The 17,909-nt window shown below is 71.7% G+C and carries 16 protein-coding genes and 1 riboswitch; of the genes, 6 read left to right on the forward strand and 10 right to left on the reverse strand.

Annotation, left to right across the window (positions count from 1 at the left end):
- Nucleotides 1–13: 13 nt before the first annotated feature.
- From OHB44_RS11385 to OHB44_RS11395, 3 genes are all read right to left on the reverse strand, one after another.
- Entirely contained in the window at nt 14–412 is a 399-nt protein-coding gene (locus OHB44_RS11385) for a hypothetical protein (protein WP_238686321.1), read from the reverse strand.
- Nucleotides 409–858, reverse strand: a complete 450-nt coding sequence (locus OHB44_RS11390) for a hypothetical protein (protein ID WP_266303147.1) — start codon at nt 856–858, stop codon at nt 409–411. Before OHB44_RS11390 ends, OHB44_RS11385 begins: the two co-directional genes overlap by 4 nt.
- Before the next feature lie 368 nt (nt 859–1,226).
- The gene (locus OHB44_RS11395; protein WP_330440765.1) at nt 1,227–2,105 is read right to left on the reverse strand and encodes an alpha/beta fold hydrolase; all 879 of its coding nucleotides are present in this window, start codon (nt 2,103–2,105) and stop codon (nt 1,227–1,229) included.
- 139 nt (nt 2,106–2,244) lie between these two features.
- On the opposite strand from OHB44_RS11395, the gene OHB44_RS11400 reads away from it, so the two are divergent.
- A complete protein-coding gene (locus OHB44_RS11400; RefSeq protein ID WP_330440766.1) occupies nt 2,245–5,586 on the forward strand; it encodes a BTAD domain-containing putative transcriptional regulator in 3,342 nt (1,113 codons plus the stop codon).
- Nucleotides 5,587–6,090: 504 nt separating this feature from the next.
- Nucleotides 6,091–7,668: a Na+/H+ antiporter gene (locus tag OHB44_RS11405; protein ID WP_238686317.1), complete on the forward strand. Its 1,578-nt coding sequence runs from the start codon at nt 6,091–6,093 to the stop codon at nt 7,666–7,668.
- An 8-nt stretch (nt 7,669–7,676) separates the two neighbouring features.
- On the opposite strand, the gene OHB44_RS11410 is transcribed toward OHB44_RS11405, so the two are convergent.
- From OHB44_RS11410 to OHB44_RS11430, 5 genes are all read right to left on the reverse strand, one after another.
- A complete protein-coding gene (locus tag OHB44_RS11410) occupies nt 7,677–8,420 on the reverse strand; it encodes an amino acid ABC transporter ATP-binding protein (RefSeq protein WP_238686316.1) in 744 nt (247 codons plus the stop codon).
- Nucleotides 8,417–9,193 (reverse strand): amino acid ABC transporter permease, encoded by a 777-nt coding sequence (locus OHB44_RS11415; protein WP_238686315.1) that lies wholly within the window; start codon nt 9,191–9,193, stop codon nt 8,417–8,419. Before OHB44_RS11415 ends, OHB44_RS11410 begins: the two co-directional genes overlap by 4 nt.
- Nucleotides 9,194–9,232: 39 nt before the next feature.
- A complete protein-coding gene (locus tag OHB44_RS11420; RefSeq protein WP_238686314.1) occupies nt 9,233–10,114 on the reverse strand; it encodes an ABC transporter substrate-binding protein in 882 nt (293 codons plus the stop codon).
- A 99-nt stretch (nt 10,115–10,213) separates the two neighbouring features.
- Nucleotides 10,214–10,354 (reverse strand): hypothetical protein, encoded by a 141-nt coding sequence (locus OHB44_RS11425; RefSeq protein WP_330440767.1) that lies wholly within the window; start codon nt 10,352–10,354, stop codon nt 10,214–10,216.
- A gap of 32 nt (nt 10,355–10,386) precedes the next feature.
- Nucleotides 10,387–10,498, reverse strand: a riboswitch (SAM riboswitch).
- Nucleotides 10,499–10,584: 86 nt separating this feature from the next.
- Nucleotides 10,585–12,543 carry an amino acid transporter gene (locus OHB44_RS11430; RefSeq protein WP_442932667.1) on the reverse strand — a complete coding sequence of 653 codons (1,959 nt, stop codon included), beginning with the start codon at nt 12,541–12,543 and terminating at the stop codon, nt 10,585–10,587.
- 155 nt (nt 12,544–12,698) lie between these two features.
- On the opposite strand from OHB44_RS11430, the gene corA reads away from it, so the two are divergent.
- Nucleotides 12,699–13,829, forward strand: a complete 1,131-nt coding sequence (gene corA / locus OHB44_RS11435) for a magnesium/cobalt transporter CorA (protein WP_238686311.1) — start codon at nt 12,699–12,701, stop codon at nt 13,827–13,829.
- A 15-nt stretch (nt 13,830–13,844) separates the two neighbouring features.
- Here the strand turns inward: corA and OHB44_RS11440 are convergent, their stop codons facing one another.
- Both OHB44_RS11440 and OHB44_RS11445 read right to left on the reverse strand, forming a co-directional pair.
- Complete coding sequence (locus tag OHB44_RS11440; RefSeq protein ID WP_238677098.1) at nt 13,845–14,030, reverse strand: hypothetical protein; 186 nt, start codon at nt 14,028–14,030, stop codon at nt 13,845–13,847.
- A 209-nt stretch (nt 14,031–14,239) separates the two neighbouring features.
- Nucleotides 14,240–14,755: a 2'-5' RNA ligase family protein gene (locus OHB44_RS11445; RefSeq protein ID WP_238686310.1), complete on the reverse strand. Its 516-nt coding sequence runs from the start codon at nt 14,753–14,755 to the stop codon at nt 14,240–14,242.
- A 79-nt stretch (nt 14,756–14,834) separates the two neighbouring features.
- Between OHB44_RS11445 and OHB44_RS11450 the strand changes: the two genes are divergently transcribed.
- The 3 genes from OHB44_RS11450 (at nt 14,835) to OHB44_RS11460 (ending at nt 17,886) form a co-directional block, all read left to right on the forward strand.
- Nucleotides 14,835–15,344 carry a mycothiol transferase gene (locus OHB44_RS11450; protein WP_330440769.1) on the forward strand — a complete coding sequence of 170 codons (510 nt, stop codon included), beginning with the start codon at nt 14,835–14,837 and terminating at the stop codon, nt 15,342–15,344.
- Between the two features lie 80 nt (nt 15,345–15,424).
- A complete protein-coding gene (locus OHB44_RS11455) occupies nt 15,425–15,832 on the forward strand; it encodes an SCP2 sterol-binding domain-containing protein (RefSeq protein WP_330440770.1) in 408 nt (135 codons plus the stop codon).
- Nucleotides 15,829–17,886, forward strand: coding sequence for an amylo-alpha-1,6-glucosidase (locus tag OHB44_RS11460; RefSeq protein ID WP_238686307.1), 2,058 nt, complete (start codon nt 15,829–15,831; stop codon nt 17,884–17,886). Before OHB44_RS11455 ends, OHB44_RS11460 begins: the two co-directional genes overlap by 4 nt.
- Nucleotides 17,887–17,909: the final 23 nt, after the last annotated feature.

Consider the following 17,909-nt stretch of genomic DNA (forward strand, 5'->3'; position numbering starts at 1 on the left):
GACACCACTGTGGTCAACGGTCCAACCCGGGAATCCGGTCGGACTCCGCCACCGTCGCACGGACCTTGCGCAGCGTGGCGTCTGGGGCGCGGATCGCAGCGCGCCAGCGGTCCAGCGTCCGGGTGAGCACCCGGACCACGAACTGCAACTGGTTGACCTGCTCGCGGAGCATGCCCAGCTCGGACCGGGCGCTGAACGCCTCGCCCTCCAACTGGGTGATCCGTGTCTGCAACGGCTGCACGAGCGTGAGGGCGGCCTCGGTGAGCGTGTCGGCGGCATCGGCCTTGAACTTGCCGCGCTGCACCACGACGGTGGCGATGGCGGCCAAGCCGGTGCCTCCGCCGAGGATGCCGAGCACGCTGAGCGCCACCTGCACCCAGTGCGGTGCAGCCGGTGCGGGTGCGGTAATCACGTGACACCTGCCTGCAACTGTTCGTAGGTCACAAATTCGCACGCTCGGGCCAGGCGACGCAGATCGATGGCGATCTGCGCGGCCCGCCAGAGCGACCCGACCGTCACCGCGATCACGAACGACGTGGCGACGATGGAATTTCGACCCGACATGACCAACAGGGCTACCGAGTACATGCCGGTGAGCGTGCCGAGCACCAGTACCGACGCGAGTTCGAGGCCGAGCCCGGTGGAGAGCCGGCCGGGCCAGAGGATGCCCAGTAGTCCACCCACGCCCACCGCGATCAGACCCAACTCCCAGGCGACCTGGATGGGATGCGGCATCGACGTCTGTACGGACGTCGGCCGGACGTTGAGGGCCATCATGAGAATGCCGCAGAGCGGTGCGGCGGCCAGGACAGCGATCTCGTACGGCTGGTGGCGGGATCGGATTCGTAGGTTTCCCACGGCAACTCCTTGGTCGAGGACCGGCGTCCGGCAGCGACCGGTGGGCCAGTGCCGTTCGGTGGGTCGCGACTGTGGAGCTGCGGTCCGTGCGGCGGAGCCCAGTGGTGCGGTGCCTGTGGACGGTCGTTGGGCGAGAAGATGGATCGACTCGACGTCGTTGGCTGCCGGTATCTGCCTGTGTATCACCGATGACCGGTTTCCGTCCACCTCGTGTAACGTCGCATTACCGCAGGTCAGAGCCCATTCGTGACCGGTTTTCGAGGCGTGGGGCGGGGTGGGACGCGGCGACCCGGCCGCACGGCCACCCGGTGACAAGGAGTGTCGGATATCTTGCCCAGGGTGACAGTGGTGGCCGGGTCGCCGATCGATCAACGGACGAGCAGGGCGCGCAACGCCCGGAGCACCTCCGCCGGGGCCTCCTCCGCCATGAAGTGTCCGCAGGTCACCGTCTGGTGGTCCAGGCCCGGCGCCCAGGCCCGCCACACCGCCGCCGCGTCGTAGCCCAGCGCCGCGCCCCAGTCCTGCTGGAGCACCGTCACCGGCATCCGCAGCCGGTTGCCGGCCGCCCGGTCAGCGGCGTCGTGGGTCACGTCGATCCCGGCGGATGCCCGATAGTCGGCGACGATCGAGGGAACGGCGTCGCGGGACGCGCGCAGGTACGCGGCCCGCACCTCCGCCGGCAGGGCGCCCGGATCACGGGTCCAGACGTCCAGGAAGTGACCGAAGAAGGCGTCCGGGCTGCCGGCGATCAGCTCTTCGGGCAGGCCGGGCGGCTGCGCCATCAGATAGAGGTGAAATGCCACAGCGGCGCTGGCACCGTGCAGCACATCCCACATGTCCAGCGTGGGTAGCACGTCGAGCAGGGCCAGCTGACTGATCGCCGCCGGATGGTCGAGGCCGGCGCGGAACGCGACCAGGGCACCCCGGTCGTGCCCGGCCAAGGCGAACCGATCGTGACCGAGCGCGCCGGCCAGCGCCACGATGTCGGCGGCCATGGTCCGCTTGGCGTACTCCGTGCCGTCGGTGTCGAGGGGCTTGTCGCTGTCGCCGTAGCCGCGCAGGTCGGGGCAGATGACAGTGTGGTCGGCGGCCAGATCGGCGGCGACGTGCCGCCACATGAGGTGGGTCTGCGGAAAGCCGTGCAACAGCACGATCGCCGGGCCGGAACCGCCCACGGCGGCGTTGAGCGTCACCCCGTCGGCGACGGTGACACGTCGGTAGTCGAATCCGTTGATCTTCGGGTCCACGGGGAACCTTCCTGGTGAGCAGTGCCGGCGGGGGGCGGTGGCCCGTCGCCGTCGTACCTCACCGAGCCTGCCCGGCGGTGATCAGCAGCCGGTCAGCGTCGGATCAGTGCCGGTCGGGCCACGGGCCTAGATTGGTGCCATGACCAGGCAGCTCACGGCGCCCGTCGCGGTGACCTTCGGCGTACTCGGGCCGGTGACCGCCGTGACCGAGCGCGGCCCGGTCCCCCTGCGGGGACACCGGCAGCGCCTGGTGCTGGGCCGGCTGTTGATCGCCCACGGTCGGGTGGTGCCGGTGGATCGTCTCGTCGACGACCTGTGGGAGGTCGCACCGGACGGCGCGGTCGGCGCGATCCGGACCTTCGTGGCCGACCTGCGCCGGGCCCTGGAACCCGACCGGCCACCCCGCCAGGCACCCCGGATCCTGGTCACCGAGCCGCCCGGGTACGCGCTGAAGGCCGCCCCGGACGCTGTGGACGCCGGACAGTTCGAGGCGGCCGTCGGCGAGGCGGCCCGGCTGCTGGCGGCCGGGCGTCCCGCGCCGGCCCTGGCCGCGCTCGAGTCGGCGCTCGGGCTCTGGCGCGGGCCCGCGTACGCCGACTGCGCCAACGAGTCCTGGGCGGTCGCGGAGATCAACCGGCTGGACGAGCTGCGGATGCTGGCCGTCGAGCGGCGGGCGGAGGCGCTCCTGGCGGTGGGCCGACCGGACGAGGCCGCCGCGGACCTGCCGGCACACCTGGCCAGTCATCCGCTGCGCGAGGACGCCTGGCGGCTGCTCGCGACGGCCCGGTACCGCGCCGGCCGGCAGGGCGACGCGCTGGCCGCACTGCGAGAGGCCCGCCACGTCCTGGTCACCGAGCTGGGCGTGGACCCGGGGCCCGAGCTGCGACGGCTGGAAGCCGACATCCTGGCCCAGGCGCCGCACCTCGCCCCGGCCGCCACCCCCGGGCTCGGGGAACCCGTTCGCCCCGTCAAAGCCGAGCAGCGCCCCTTCGTCGGCCGCGACGCGGAGCTGGAGCGGCTGCGACACTCCGCCGAGGCCGCGTCCCGCCGCCGCCAGCCCACGCTCGCCCTGCTCAGCGGCGATCCGGGCGCCGGCAAGACGGCGCTTGCCGAGGCCCTGACCCGGCGACTCGCCGCCGAGGGTTGGACCACGGCATGGGGACACAGCCCGGAGTACGACGGCGCCCCACCAGCCTGGCCGTGGACCCAGATCACCGACACGCTCGCCGGGCCCACCGCGCCCGTCGTCGCCCCCGCCGCGCCGGAGGACCGCTCGGCCGACGGTTCGGCTGACCCCGCCACCGTGCGGTTCCGTCGACACCGCGCGGTCGCCTCGCTGATCTCGACGGTCGCCGACCGCGAGCCGGTCCTGCTGGTCCTCGACGACCTGCACCGCGCCGACGGCGACACCCTGGACCTGCTGACCGCACTGCTCACCGGCCCGCAGCCGGTCAGCGGGACGGTGCTGATCCTCGGCACCTACCGGGCCACCGAGATCAGCCCGGAGCTGACCGCCGCCCTGGCCCGCGCCGCCCGGCTGGAGCCGGCCCGGGAGTATCTCGCCGGCCTGCCCGCGTCGGCGACCGGTGAGCTGGCCGGCGCCATCGTCGGGGCGGAACTGGAGCCGGCCACCGCCCGGTCGATCCACCAGCGCAGCGGCGGTAACCCGTTCTTCGTCCGCGAGCTGGCCCAGCTCTACGCGAGCACGGGGCCGGCGGGGCTGTCCGCCGTGCCGCCCGGAGTACGCGACGTGATCCGGCACCGGTTGGCGCAGCTACCCGCCTCGACCCGTACCGTGCTGCGGCAGGCGGCAGTGCTCGGTCGGGACCTCGACCAGGACATGCTGGGCACGTTGGCCGGTGACCCGACGACAGCGCTGGACTCCGTGGACCGCGCCCTGACGGCCGGGTTCCTCACCGAACGGGAGTCCGACGGGCGGCTGCGCTTCACCCACATCCTGGTCCGCGACACGCTCTACGCCGACCTGTCCGCACCACGCCGCGCCGCCTGGCACGCGGCCGTCGCCGAGGCGCTGCGACAGCGGGAACCCGTCGAGCCGGCGGCTCTCGCGTACCACCTGCTGCGCGCCGGCGGGCCGGTCCACGCCGCCGAGGCGTCGACGTACTCCCAGGTGGCGGCCGAGCGGGCCGAGCGGGGCGGCAACCCGCACGAGGCGGCCCGTCTGTGGGGCCAGGCGATCGAGGCGTACGACAGGGCCGGCGGGGTCGAGCCGCGTGGGCGGGTGGCAGCGCTGCTCGGCCTGGGGCGGGCGCTGGCCGTGACGGGCCGACTGGCCGAGGCGCGACTACGTCGTGCCGAGGCGATCACCGTCGCCGAGTCCACCGGCGACCCCCTGCTGATCCAGGAGGCCCTGGCGGGCTTCGACGTGCCCGCCAGTTGGACGCGCAACGACGACGACCTGCTCTCCGGGCACATCGTCCGCGCCGCCGAACACGCCCTGACCGCGCTCGGCCCGACCGGCTCGGCACATCGCAGCCGGCTGCTGAGCACCCTCGCGCTGGAGCTACGCGGCACCACCACCGATCGTGGCCGCCGCGCCGCCGCCGAGGCCGAGACGATCGCCCGCGACATCGGCGATCCCGGGCTGGTGGCCTTCGCGCTCAACGCCCGCTTCATGCACGCCTTCCACCGCGTCGGTCTGGCCGACACGCGGGCCCGGATCGGCCTCGAACTGGTCGAGTTGGCCGCCCGGCACCACCTGGTGACCTTCGAGGTGCTCGGCCACCTCGTCCTGCTCCAGGCCAACTGTGCGCTGGCCGACCGGCCCGCCGCCGACGCGCACGCCCGCGCCGCCGACCGCCTCGCCGAACGGTACGAGCTGCCGTTGGTCGGTGTCCTCACCCGGTGGTACGCCGCGCTGCGCCTGGCGTTGGGCGGCGACCGGGACGCCGCGGCGACCGCCTACCGTGCTGCCGCCGAAGAACTGCCCGCCGACGGTATGCCGGGACTGGCCCAGGGGTTGCTGCCGCTCGCCCTGCTCGGCCTGCGGCTGGCTGACGCCGTCAGCGACGCCCCGCCGGCAGGTGACGCCGGGCTGGTTCCCGTTCGGCGACCGATTGTCGGGCCGGACGACGAGGACTGGGCGCGGCTGGACTGGGGCCCGCACGAGCCCTGGGTCCGACCACTGCTGCTCGCCGCTGCCGGCGACCGCGGTGGCACCCGGGCGGCGCTGCGGGCCCTGCCGGACGGGCCGCACGACCTGCTGCGAGAGGTGCGGCTGTGCCTCACCGCTCGGGCAGCGCTGGCCATTGACGACCGGTCCACCATGGAACGCGTCGCCGCCGCGCTCCGCCCGGCCGCCACCGAACTGGCCGCCGGGAGTGGAGTGGTCACCGTCGGCCCGGTAGCCGGGCACCTCGCGGATCTGGCCGCTGCTCTGGGCCGCGACGATGAAGCCGCCGAGCACCGCCGGATCGCTCGCGCGCTCACCGCGCGTGTCCGCGCCGGCGACCCGACCTGAGCGTCGTCAGCCAGGGCATGCTGCGCTGGCGCCGAGCGGATGTGCGCGGTGGGCAGCACCGTTGGTGACGTACGTCCACCTGGACCATCCCGATCGGCACCTCGACCGCCCCGCCTGGCGGCCGCACCGCTTCAGGGGTCGCGTACCGCGAGATCTTGGACACTTTCCGTCTTGTGCGAACGGAAAGTTTCCAAGATCTGCGAACAATCGCCGCGCGGCGCCTGTCGCGCGGCGCCTGTCGCGCGGTGCCTGTCGCGCGGCGCCTGTCGCACGGCGACGCAGACGACATCACGAGGCAGATCGAGTCGGGCGTGGGAAGTAGCCCGTAGCCCTTCTCCCCAGCTCGCGCGTTCTTCCGGTGCCCCTTCTGGTGCCCCACGACACTGCACCCCGCGCTCTGGCTACCCGGCGACTTGCCGGTTTCCACCGGAACCCACCGGCGGGTGCGGTCAGATGGAACCACCGGCGCGTCCACCGTCGGCCACGGTCCGAGGGGGTGTACGCGTGGAGGCGCTCATCCTGATCGTGCTGCTCGGCGTCACAGTCCTCGTCGGCACCACCCTCGGCGGTCGGTACCGGGTCGCCCCGCCGGTCCTGCTCATCGCGTTGGGCGTGCTGCTCGGGCTCACGCCGCCGCTGTCCGAGGTCACCCTGGAACCCGACCTGGTCCTGCTGATCTTCCTGCCGGCGATCCTGTACCGGGAGAGCCTCACCATCAGCCTGCGCGAGATCCGGGCCAACCTGCCGGTGATCGGGCTGCTCGCCGTGGTGCTGGTGGTGCTCACCATGGTCACCGTGTCGTTCGCCGCGCAGGCGCTCGGCGTGAACCCCGCCGCCGCCTGGGTGCTCGGCGCGGTCCTCGCGCCGACCGACGCCGCAGCGGTCACCGGCCTGGCCAAGCGGCTGCCCCGGAAGCTGCTCACCACCCTGCACGCGGAGAGCCTGATCAACGACGGCACCGCGCTGGTGGTCTTCGCGGTGGCCGTGGGTCTGCTCAGCCACAGCGACAAGCCGGGCGTGCTGGGCATCGGCGAGGAGTTCGTCGGCGCCAGCGTCGGCGGCGTGGTCGCCGGTCTGCTGGTGGGGGCCGCCGTGGTGTTGATCCGCAAGCGGCTCGACGATCCGCTGCGCGAAGGCGCACTCAGCGTGCTGACCCCGTTCGGCGCCTTCCTGCTCGCCGACTCGGTGCACGCCAGCGGTGTGTTGGCGGTGGTGGTCGCCGGCCTGGTGTTGGCCTACGCCGGCCCACGGGTGATCCGCGCCCGGTCCCGGGTGCTGGCGTACGCGTTCTGGGACCTCTCCACGTTCCTGATCAACGGCGGGTTGTTCGTCCTGCTCGGCACGCAGATTCCCCGCGCGGTCCGGAGCATCACCAGCACCTCGCCCGAGCGGGCTCTGGTGATCGTGCTGGTGGTCACCCTGGTGGTGATCGGCACCCGGCTGCTCTTCATCTACCTCACCGCGCAGTCGGCGCGGCTGCGGCGCCGGCGGATGGTGGACGACGACGGCCGAGGTCCCTCCGGCTGGCGGGTGGGGACCGTCGCGGGCTGGTCCGGTTTCCGGGGCGCGGTATCGCTGGCCGCCGCCCTTGCCGTCCCGACGGTGATGGTCGACGGTCAACCGGTGGTCGAACGCGATCTGATCATCTTCGTCACCGCGCTGGTGATCGTACTGATCATGCTGCTTCAGGGCACCACCCTGCCGTTTGTGGTGCGCTGGGCCGGGCTGAGGGGCGACCCGGAACGCGTCGACGAGGCCCGCAACGCCCGGCGGCGGGCCACCGAGGTGGGCCTCGCCGCGCTTCCCCAGGTCGCCGCGGAGATCGGTGCTCAGGACGAATCCGTGCGTCGGCTGGAGGCCGAGTACCGCCGGCATCTGGAGGACCTCGACGAGAGCGGTGGGAACACCGCCGAGGAGCGCCGGCTGGAACGCCGACTGCGCCTTGGCGTCCTCGCCCACAAGAGGCGGGAGGTCACCCGACTGCGCGACAGCCGGGAGATCGACGACCTGGTGCTTCAGGAACTCCAATCCGCGCTGGACAACGAGGAGATCCGGCTGCTGGGGCGTGGGCCCAACGAGTGATCGTCGGCTCAGAGCACCTGGTCGAGGAACCGGCGAAGCCGCGGATGCTCGGCCCGTTCGAAGATCGCCTCGGGTGGGCCGGCCTCCAGCACCACGCCCCGGTCCATGAAGGCGACGGTGTCGGCGACCTGCCGGGCGAAGCCCATCTCGTGGGTCACCACCACCATGGTCATGCCGGCGGCGGACAGGTCGGCCATCACCCCGAGGACGCCCTTGACCAACTCCGGGTCGAGTGCCGAGGTGGCCTCGTCGAAGAGCATCACCTCGGGCCGCAGCGCCAGTGCGCGGGCGATCGCCACCCGCTGCTGTTGACCACCGGAGAGCTGCGCCGGCCGTGAGTTCGCCTTGCCGGCCAGCCCCACCAATTCCAACTGGGCCCGGGCGACGGTCTCCGCCTCGTCCGCACCGAGCTGGCGCAGCCGGCGCAGCGCCAGCGTGACGTTGCGCAGCACGCTCATGTGCGGGAAGAGGTTGAACTGCTGGAACACCATGCCCACCCGCTGCCGCAGGGCGTCCGGGTCGTCGTCCAGCACGCTGCGCCCGTCCAGCAGCACGTCGCCCCGGTCCGGTTCGATCAGCCGATTGATGGTGCGCAGCAGGGTGGACTTGCCCGACCCGGACGGCCCGATGACGCACGCCGTCGCGCCCCGGGGCACCGAGAGGTCGACGCCCCGCAGCACCCGGTTCGGTCCGAAGGCGAGGTGCACATCGCGTACGTCGAGGCTGACCGAGGTCGTCGTGGCGGTGGTCATCGCCGATCTCCTTCCGTCGCGGCGTACGACATGATGTCGTCGTCGTCCTCTTCGGTCGACGCGGTGGCCGGCCGACCGTTGCGCAGCCGCCTGTCGATCCAGTTGACGACGTGCGTCAGCGGGACTGTCAACGCCAGGTAGCAGAGCCCCGCCAGCAGCAGCGCCGACTCGTTGCCGGTGGTGGCCGCGTAGTCCTGCCCGATCCGGAACAGCTCCCGCTGGCTGGCCACCAGGCCGAGGAAGTAGACCAGGCTGGAGTCCTTGATCAGCGCGATGAGCTGGTTCACCCAGGCCGGCAACACCCGCCGGATGCCCTGCGGAATGATCACCAGCCGCATCGAGTCGGCCCAGGAGAAGCCGAGCGCCCGCGCGCCCTCCAACTGGGCGGCCTCCACCGACTGGATACCCGAGCGGAAGATCTCCCCGATGTACGCGGCGGCGATGAGCGACAGCGCCAGGATGCCCAGCGGGTAGGGATCCGGCCCCCAGACCTGCATGCCCAGCGGGGCCAACCCGACGCCGATCAGCAGGATCGTCGCTGCGGCGGGAAGCCCCCGGAACACGTCGGTGTAGACCCGCGCCGGCCAGCGCAGCCAGCGGCTGCGGGAGATCCCGGCGACGGCCAGCAACAGGCCCAGCACCGAGCCGAGCAGGGCGGCGGAGACCGCCAGGATCAGCGTGTTGGGCAACCCGACGGTCAGCATCTCGGGCAGCGCCTCGCGCATCGCGTCCCAGTCGAAGAAGGTCTCCCACAGGGTGCTCAACGGATCCATCGGTCGCTCCTCCTACCGCCCTGCTCGCTCGTCACCGGCTCAGGACGCCGTCGACGCGGACGCGGACGGCGCGACCGACGCGGACGGGGCCTTCACAGTGCCGCTGCCCGGCGTGAAGTCCGCCGGGATCGGCCGGCCCGGGTAGTACTGCGCCTGCAACCGGCTCCAGGTGCCATCGGCGATGACCTCGTCGAGGCCCTTGTTCAGCGCCTCGCGCAGCTTGTCGTTCCCCTTGGCCACGGCGTACGCGGTCGGTGCGGGGCTGAGCTGCTTGGCCGCTACGGTGATCTTGCCGTTGCTGTCGGTGGCCGACTTCTCGCCGATCTCCGCCGGGGCGATCCAGGCGTCGGCGGTGCCCGCCTTGAGCTGGTTGATCGCGCCGTTGTAGTCCGGCACCCGCACCGGGTTGAGCTGCTTGCCGGTGGCGTAGTCGTCCTGGACGGTGCCCTGCACCACCACTACCCGCTTGCCGGTGAGCTGGTCGAAGCCGGTGATCGGCGAGCCGGCCGGGACGTCCAGGCCGAAGTAGCCGAAGTCGTAGCCGTTGCCGAAGTCGACTGTCTTCTTGCGGGCCTCGGTGATGGTGATCGAGGAGCTTCCCACGTCGAACTTGCGGTTGTTGACCTGGCTGAGCAGCGCGGAGAAGTCGGTGCCGACGAACTCGACGGTGAGGCCGAGCTTGCCGGCCACGGCGGTCAGCAGGTCGTTGTCGAAGCCGGTGAACGTGCCGTCCTTGAGGTACACGTTCGGCGGGGCGTCGGTCAGCGTTCCGGCACGCAGCACACCCGCCTGGGCCAGGCGGTACGGGTTGGCGGTGGCGTCGGACGAACCGTCGTCGCCGCAGGCGGTCAGGGCGGTGGCGGCAAGGATCGTGGCAGCGCCAAGGGCGGCGACGCGGGTCAGGGCAGGAAGGAGTCGCACTGGTGTCTCCGAAGGGTGGTGTCTCGGCGCGCACGGACGTGCGCCACCGACGGCGCGCCCGATGGGCGTACCGGTGGGAACGAGCTGGGGAAGGGGGTGCTAGAGCACGGTGCCGCGACGACAGGCGGCGCTGCACATTCGCATCATGTCCACGTGCCGTCGCCGGATCAGTGCGGGCGAGGGCCGACCGGTGCGGGGGCCCGCGACGTCGGTGGGTGGGGTGGTGCTGAGGATGCTCATGGTTCTCCCGGGTCTGTGCTGACCTGGGTGCCAGGCCACGCTTGCACCGACGTCCTGCCGGTGCCTGGTCTTCACCCGGGGCACCCCACCGCGGAGGAGGGTTGCCGGCCAGCGAGCCGGGGCTTCGCGCTGGCACTCATGACCTGCGCCGAGGCTAGCAGCAGGAACGGGTGGATCGTCCAGTCGTTATGACCACGCTCACGGTGCGCGACGGGCTGTCGGCTCGCAGGTCAGCCGGCGTGCACGTGGGGTCGACGGTGCGGGTCGGGCTCCTGGCGGCGCAGGATCTCCCGGGTCACCGAGGCGATGGCGCCCTGTCCGAACGCCAGGTAGCGCAGGAAGTTGCGGGTCGGGCCGCCCTCGGACCACTCGAAGTAGATGTGGGGGCGCCGACGGCTGCGGTCACGGATCTCCAGCAGCAGGGCGGCGAGCGCGGTGGGCACCGATGAGCTGGCCAGGCTGAGCACCGGGAAGCGGCCGTCGACCACACTGCCGTGGACCAGCAACTCGGTCTCGAAGTCGGACGGGTCGGTGACAGTGACCTCGACGAAGATGACGTCGCCGTCGTCGGGAAAGTCGTTGTCGGCCATGGTCTGCGCCAGCTTGGCGCGGTACTCCGCCTCGTCGCGCCGGTCGGGTTCGTGCGCGATGAGGCGGATCCGTCGCCCGGCGCGTTCGTCGATCATGCCGGCTGCGGCGTGGTCCAGTTCCACATGGTCGACGCGCAGCTCGTAGGCCCGCATCACCCGGGACAGCACCGACACCAGGATGATCCCGCCGATGAAACAGGCCGCGATCTTGACGCCGTCCGGGCGTTCCACGACGTTCGCCACGGTGGTGTAAACGAAGATCACCGCGATGACTCCGAACGCGATGGTGCGGCCGCGCTGACGCTGACGCTGCGCCGCGAGCGTCACCGCCGTCGCGGCCGAGGTGATCAACACCAGGACCCCGGTGGCGTACGCGCCACCCTGCGCGTCCACGCTGGCCTCGAAGACGATCGTGATCAGGAACGCCACGGCGATGAAGACCAGCACCAGCGGCCGGACGGCTCGCGCCCAGGTCGGCGCCATGCCGTAGCGGGGCAGGTAGCGCGGAACGAGGTTGAGCAGACCAGCCATCGCCGACGCCCCGGCGAACCAGAGGATTCCGATGGTGGACAGGTCGTAGATGGTGCCGAACACCTCGCCGAGGTGGGCGTGCGCCAAATAGGCCAACGCGCGCCCGTTCGCCGGCCCGCCCGGCTGGAAGGCCTCCGGCGGAATGAGCACGGTGGTCGTCACGCTGCTGGTGATCAGGAAGACGCTCATGATCACCGCCGCGGTGGTGAGGAGCCGGCGGGCGCCACGGATCCGGCCCAGCGGTCGTGCCTCCGAGTCCTGCGGGTCACCCCGTACGCTCGGCATGACCGCCACCCCGGTCTCGAAGCCGGACAGACCCAACGCCAGCTTCGGAAAGACCAACAGCGACAGCCCGACCACCAGCCACGGATCGCCGTGCCCGGTGGTCAGCGTGGTGGTCCAGTCGCCGAGCGCGCTCGGATGCGTCGCCACCCGCCACAGCGCGTCGGCCACCACCACCGCGTTCAGCGTCAGATAGACAGCCACCAGGACGACGGCGATCCCGATGGCCTCGGTGAATCCCTTGAGGAACACCGCGCCCAGCAGCGACACCAGCACCAGCGTGACCAGCACCTCGTGACCCTTGAGCCCGCTCGGCCAGAACGGGTTCTCGTCGATGTGCGCCGTCGCGTCGGCGGCCGAGAGGGTGATGGTGATGATGAAGTCGGTGGCCGCGAAACCGAGCAGCACCAGCACCAGCAACTTGCCCGGCCAGTAGCTCAGCAGGCGTACCAGCATCGCGATGGAACCCTCACCGTGCGGGCTCTCCACCGCCACCCGCCGGTAGACCGGCAGCGCCCCCAGCAGAGTCACCAGCACCAGCACCAGGGTCGCCACCGGTGAGAGCGCCCCGGCGGCCAGCGCCGCGATGCCCGGCTGGTAACCCAACGTGGAGAAGTAGTCGACCCCGGTCAGGCACATCACCTTCCACCACGGGTGATGCCGGTGCTCCGGCGGGCGCCCGTGCGGCCCCGGGTGCTGCACGGCCTGGTCCGAGCCGGCGTCGAGCAGCCACCCCCGCAACCGGCTGGCGCGTCTGTCGGCAGTCACCGGCGCGTCCCCCGTCATCCCGCCCACGGTCACCGTGAGTATCCGCCCGACGGGCCGCCCCCGTCTGCCGGTGCGCGGAACCCAGCCGACGCCGCGGCGGGTTTCAGGGCCCGGGACAGCGGGGAAGCAGCGCCCCGGGCTGGTGGGGACGGCACCGGGGGAGGGGACAGGGCATGGTCGGCGGCCGTCGCTTCCGCCCGGGTGGTGGCTTCGGCCGCCAACTCGACGAGTACGAGACGAGAGTCGGTGTGCCGCCGTCCACGGAGTCACCCGCCGCGTCCCACGGCGGCCTGGTGGACAGCGCGGTCTACATCCGAGGGCACCGGTTCGCCTCGCCGTCCGGCCTCGCCGAGACGTACCGCTGCCTCCAGGAGCAGGACGGCGCGATGGCCTGGATCGGGTTGTACCGGCCCGACATCGAGCAGATCACCTCGCTGGCCCGGGAGTTTCGGCTGCACGACCTGGCGGTCGAGGACGCGATCAACGCCCACCAGCGGCCCAAGCTGGAGCGGTACGGGCACACCCTGTTCGTGGTCCTGCGCGCCGCCCGCTACGACGACCTCCGCGAGGAGGTCGAGTTCTCCGAACTGCACCTGTTCATCGGCCCGGGCTTCGTGGTCACCGTCCGACACGGTGAGGCGCCCGACCTGGCCGCGGTGCGGCGGCGGCTGGAGACCGAGGCGCAGATGCTCGCCCGGGGGCCGGAGGCCGTCCTGTACGCGATCCTCGACCAGGTCGTCGACGGGTACGCGCCGGTGGTGGCCGGACTGGAGAACGACATCGACGAGATCGAGACGCAGGTGTTCGGTGGCGACCCGAACGCCAGCCGCCGCATCTACGGGCTCAGCCGCGAGGTCATCCAGTTCCAGCGGGCCGCCCGCCCGCTGCTCAGCGTGCTCGACGCGCTGGCCGACGGCGCCGGCAGCGCCAGCGCCGACGAGGAGCTACGCCGCTACCTGCGCGACGTGACCGACCACCTGACCCAGGTGGTCGAGCGGGTGGACGGTTTCCGGCACCTGCTGCAGAACATCCTCACCGTCAACGCCACTCTCGTCTCGCAGCAGCAGAACGAGGAGATGCGCAGCCTCACCGCGGCCAGCTACAGCCAGAACGAGGAGCTGAAGAAGGTCTCCTCCTGGGCGGCGATCCTCTTCGCTCCCACGCTCATCGGCACCGTGTACGGCATGAACTTCGTCCACATGCCGGAGCTGAACTGGCGCTTCGGCTACCTCTTCGCGCTGCTGTTGATGCTGCTGGTCTGCGGCACCCTCTACGTGATCTTCAAGCGGCGCGGCTGGCTCTGAGCCGTGCGGCCGGGATCACTCGATGCCGCGCAGGATGTGCCGTTCGTCCTCGACGTCGTCGTCGCCGGCACTGATCCGGCCGAGCAGTACGGCGGCCGCCCAGATCGTCAGTGGTGTGGCCGCCCCGGTCATTCCGCCGCCGGTCCGGTCGTCCCGGGTCTGGCTCCGCTCCGTGCGCGGTGGCCTGCGCTGAGCCTGCATGGGCCCTGCCTCTCCTCGTCGAAGCCGCCGTGGGTGGCGCGGGGTGACCTCGCGCCACACCGGCCGGGCGGACCGCCTGTGAGCAGCCCACCACCGGTACGACAGCCACTCGAACCTTCCCACGCCCGGCCGCATCCGCACCGCTTGTTTTCGGGTTTCCGACTGTCGCCCGCCAAACCGGACATTACGCCTTGACGGTCGAGGCGTGGTCAAGGCAGCGGGTGGGCGATGCCACGCGCGTGGTCGGTGAGCGCCGCGCCGACCACTGTCGCGGCCAGCGGCAACACCTCCAGACAGCGGCGCACCGCGGCGGCCATCAGCGTGTTCGGCACGCGCATGGACAGCGTGCAGTGCGGCACCCACCGCCCCGGCTGGTAGTGCGCGGCGAGGGCGATGCCGGCGCCGGCGAGCCGGTCGTGCACCAGCCGGTGGTGCGCCAGCAACTCCGGGGTGGGCACCGGGCCGAGCCAGAGCACCCGACCGACGAACTGACCGGCGTGCTGGAAGTCGAGCCGCAGCGGGGCGGCCACCACCGTCCCCTGTAGCGCCTCGGCGACCTGCTCCGGGTCGAAACGGGGCGCCACCATGAGCGAGACGTGCGGACGGTGGCGCTGCTCCAGCAGCGAGCGCATGCTCTGCACCCCCTCGGCCTCCAGCGCGTCCCAGAGAACCCGGATCCGGCGGGTGGCGTCGGGGTCCAGGTGCAACTCCACCGCGGCGACCATTCGATCACCGTAGCGGCCGAGGTTTGCCCGCCCCGGTCCGGCGGTACCTGTTGCCGAAAGCGACCAGAAAGGCGTACCCGTGGACGTGAGTGAGCTGCTGACCGAGGCGTACGACAGGCTGCCCGACCTCGTCCGCGCGGCCGTGGACGGCCTCAGCCCCGAGCAACTGCGCCACCAGCCCGGGCCGGGCGTCAACTCGGTCGGCTGGCTGGTCTGGCACCTCACCCGGGTGCAGGACCACCACGTCGCCGACCTGCTCGACGCCGAGCAGATCTGGGTGAGCGGCGACTGGGCGGGTCGGTTCGGGCTCGCCGCCGACCCCGACAACACCGGCTACGGGCACTCGCCCGCTCAGGTCGCCGCCGTGCGGCCGGAGAGCGCGCAGGCGTTGATCGACTACTACCAGGCGGTCGCGGCGCGTACCGGAAGCCTCCTGGCCGGTCTGGGCCCGGCGGACCTGGACCGCGTGGTCGACGAGGCGTGGGACCCGCCGGTCACCCTCGGCGTCCGGTTGGTCAGCATCGTCGACGACGACCTGCAACACGTGGGCCAGGCCGCCTACGTACGCGGCCTGATCGAGGCCGGCTGACGCGCCCCTCACCCTCTTCAGGTGAGCCGGGCTCACCCCGACGCGGGTGATCCTGCGGGAAACCGTGGGGAGGGGACCCGATGGGCGCGACGGCCGAGCAGTACCTGGGACAGCTGGACACCGGTCGGCGGCCCGACCTGCCGGAGACCACAGCCGGGACGCTGCGGCTGGACGTCCGCGACGACGGCAGGACCGATCACTGGTACCTGACCATCGCCGACCAACGAGTCCGGGTGACCCGCTCGGCCGACGACGCCGAGCTGGTGGTGCGAGCTGACCGGGCGGTCTTCGACCGGATGGCCCGTGGTGAGCTGCACCCGGGCGCGGGCCTGTTGCGCAACGAGCTGACGGTGCAGGGCAACATGCAACTGCTGATGCTGCTGCGGCGGATCTTCTCCGGACCGGACGGCGCCCGTCATCCGCACGAGCTGGGCCGTGCCGCGTTGGTTGGCCGGGCCGCGACGACAGCTCGGAACGAGCGGTCGTGAAGCAGGAACAGGTGCACGTCATCGCCGGCAACCTGTTCGCGATCAGCGATGCCCAGGGCGACATCGAGGCCGATCCGCAGGTTCCGCTCGGGCTCTTCGCCTACGACACCCGGTTTCTGTCGCACTGGGTACTCAGGATCGACGGCGAACGGATCAACGCGCTCTCCCGCGACGACCTCACCTACTTCGAAACCCGGTTCTTCCTGGTCCCCGGTGCGGCGAGTCACTACGTCGACGCCGACGTGTCGATCATCAGGCACCGCTCGGTGCACGACTGCCTCCACGAGAACATCACAGTGCTCAACCACTCGTCGGAGCCCGCCGAGTTCACCGTCCGGGTGGAGATGGCCAGCGACTTCACCGACATCATCGAGGTCGGGCAGCTCCGGCGGCGGGCCGTCGAGGTCAGCGCCGACCCGGCGAGGCAGCGGCTCGTGCTGCGCTACCAGCGGGACCGGTTCGTGCGCGAGACCACAGTGCGCACCACCGTCCCCGCCGAGGTGGACGAGCGGGGGATGACGTTCCGGATCCGGGTCGCACCCGACGGCAAGTGGGAGACCGACCTGCACGTCAGCGTGACGATGGGCGGCGAGGACGGCCGGGATCTCCGCGCCGACCTCCAGTCGCACCAGCAGACCGTGCGGACGGGGATGCGCGAGGACCTGGCGCAGTGGCTGGACCGGGCACCGCAGCTGGTGGCCGAACGCAAGGGCCTGGAGGAGCTCTACCAGGGCAGTCTCGCGGACCTGGCGGCGCTGCGCTACAGGCCGCTGTCGTACCGCGAGCGGGTGCCGATCGGTGGTCTGCCGTGGGCGATGGGGTTGTGTGGGCGGGACGCGATCATCACCTGCCTCCAGACGATGGCCTTCACCCCCGAACTGGCTCCCGCGACGCTACGGATGCTGGCGCTCATGCAGGGCGGGCAACTCGACGACGCGCTGGACGAGGAGCCCGGCAAGATCCTGGCTCAGCTCCGCTACGGCGAGACGGGGGCGTTCAGCGACCGGGCGAGCGCGCTCTACTACGGCGCGGCGGACACCACACCGCTCTTCGTCGTGCTGCTCGACGAGTACGAGCGCTGGTCCGGTGACGCCGACCTGGTCCGCGAGCTGCGCCACCCGGCCCGGATGGCTCTGGACTGGATCGACGAGTACGGCGACCTGACCGGGGACGGCTACCTGCGCTACCAGAGTCGCAACGAGCGCGACGGCACGATCAACCAGTGCTGGAAGGACTCCCCGGACGCCATCGTCGACGCCCAGGGTCGGCAACCCGCCTTCCCCCGCGCCACCTGCGAGTTGCAGGGCTACGCGTACGACGCGAAGCGGCGTGGCGCCCGGCTGGCCCGGGAGTTCTGGGGCGACCCCGCGTACGCCGACCGGTTGGAACGGGAGGCGGCAGCGCTGAAGGAGCGCTTCAACCGGGACTTCTGGCTGCCACACCGGGAGTACTACGCGTTGGCGCTCGACCCGTACGGCGAACCGGTCGATGCGCTGGCCTCCAACATCGGGCATCTGCTCTGGAGTGGGATCGTCGCGGACGACCGTGCGGAGGCGGTCGCCGAGCACCTGGTCGGGCCGCGACTGTTCAGTGGGTGGGGAGTACGCACGTTCGCAGCGGGGCAGCGCACGTACAACCCGGTGGGCACGCACCTGGGCGCGGTGTGGCCGTCGGACAACGCGTTGATCGCCGCCGGGTTGCGCCGCTACCGCCTCGACGCGCAGGCGGCCCGGATCGCGGACGGCATCTTCGACATGGCGCAGACGCTGGGCGGCGCGGCGCCGGGAGTGATCGCCGGTTACGCGCGCGACCTGACGACCTACCCCGTGCAGTTGACGACGAGCTGCCGCCCGCAGGCGTGGGCGTCGGGAGCGTTGCTGATGCTGCTCGGCACCATGCTGGGGCTGCGACCCACCGGCGACAACCTGTTGGTGAACCCGGCGGTGCCGGAGGGTTTCGGTCGGCTGGAGCTGCTGGACATCCCGGGCCGTTGGGGTCACTCCGACGCCTACGCGAGAGATCGGACCACCGAACGCCGGCACCGCCTGCGCTGAGGGGGTGCGGCACCCCTCGGCCC

This window comes from Micromonospora sp. NBC_00821 (genome assembly GCF_036347035.1).
Classification (GTDB): Bacteria; Actinomycetota; Actinomycetes; order Mycobacteriales; family Micromonosporaceae; genus Micromonospora; species Micromonospora hortensis.

Excerpts from the sequence above, each read along its gene's own strand:
- OHB44_RS11425 (WP_330440767.1), bottom strand. The coding sequence starts at position 10,354 with ATGAGCATCCTCAGCACCACCCCACCCACCGACGTCGCGGGCCCCCGC.
- OHB44_RS11415 (WP_238686315.1), bottom strand. The coding sequence starts at position 9,193 with ATGGATCCGTTGAGCACCCTGTGGGAGACCTTCTTCGACTGGGACGCG.
- OHB44_RS11440 (WP_238677098.1), bottom strand. The coding sequence starts at position 14,030 with ATGCAGGCTCAGCGCAGGCCACCGCGCACGGAGCGGAGCCAGACCCGG.
- OHB44_RS11430 (WP_442932667.1), bottom strand. The coding sequence starts at position 12,543 with ATGACGGGGGACGCGCCGGTGACTGCCGACAGACGCGCCAGCCGGTTG.
- OHB44_RS11400 (WP_330440766.1), top strand. The coding sequence starts at position 2,245 with ATGACCAGGCAGCTCACGGCGCCCGTCGCGGTGACCTTCGGCGTACTC.
- OHB44_RS11445 (WP_238686310.1), bottom strand. The coding sequence starts at position 14,755 with ATGGTCGCCGCGGTGGAGTTGCACCTGGACCCCGACGCCACCCGCCGG.
- corA (WP_238686311.1), top strand. The coding sequence starts at position 12,699 with ATGGTCGGCGGCCGTCGCTTCCGCCCGGGTGGTGGCTTCGGCCGCCAA.
- OHB44_RS11410 (WP_238686316.1), bottom strand. The coding sequence starts at position 8,420 with ATGACCACCGCCACGACGACCTCGGTCAGCCTCGACGTACGCGATGTG.
- OHB44_RS11455 (WP_330440770.1), top strand. The coding sequence starts at position 15,425 with ATGGGCGCGACGGCCGAGCAGTACCTGGGACAGCTGGACACCGGTCGG.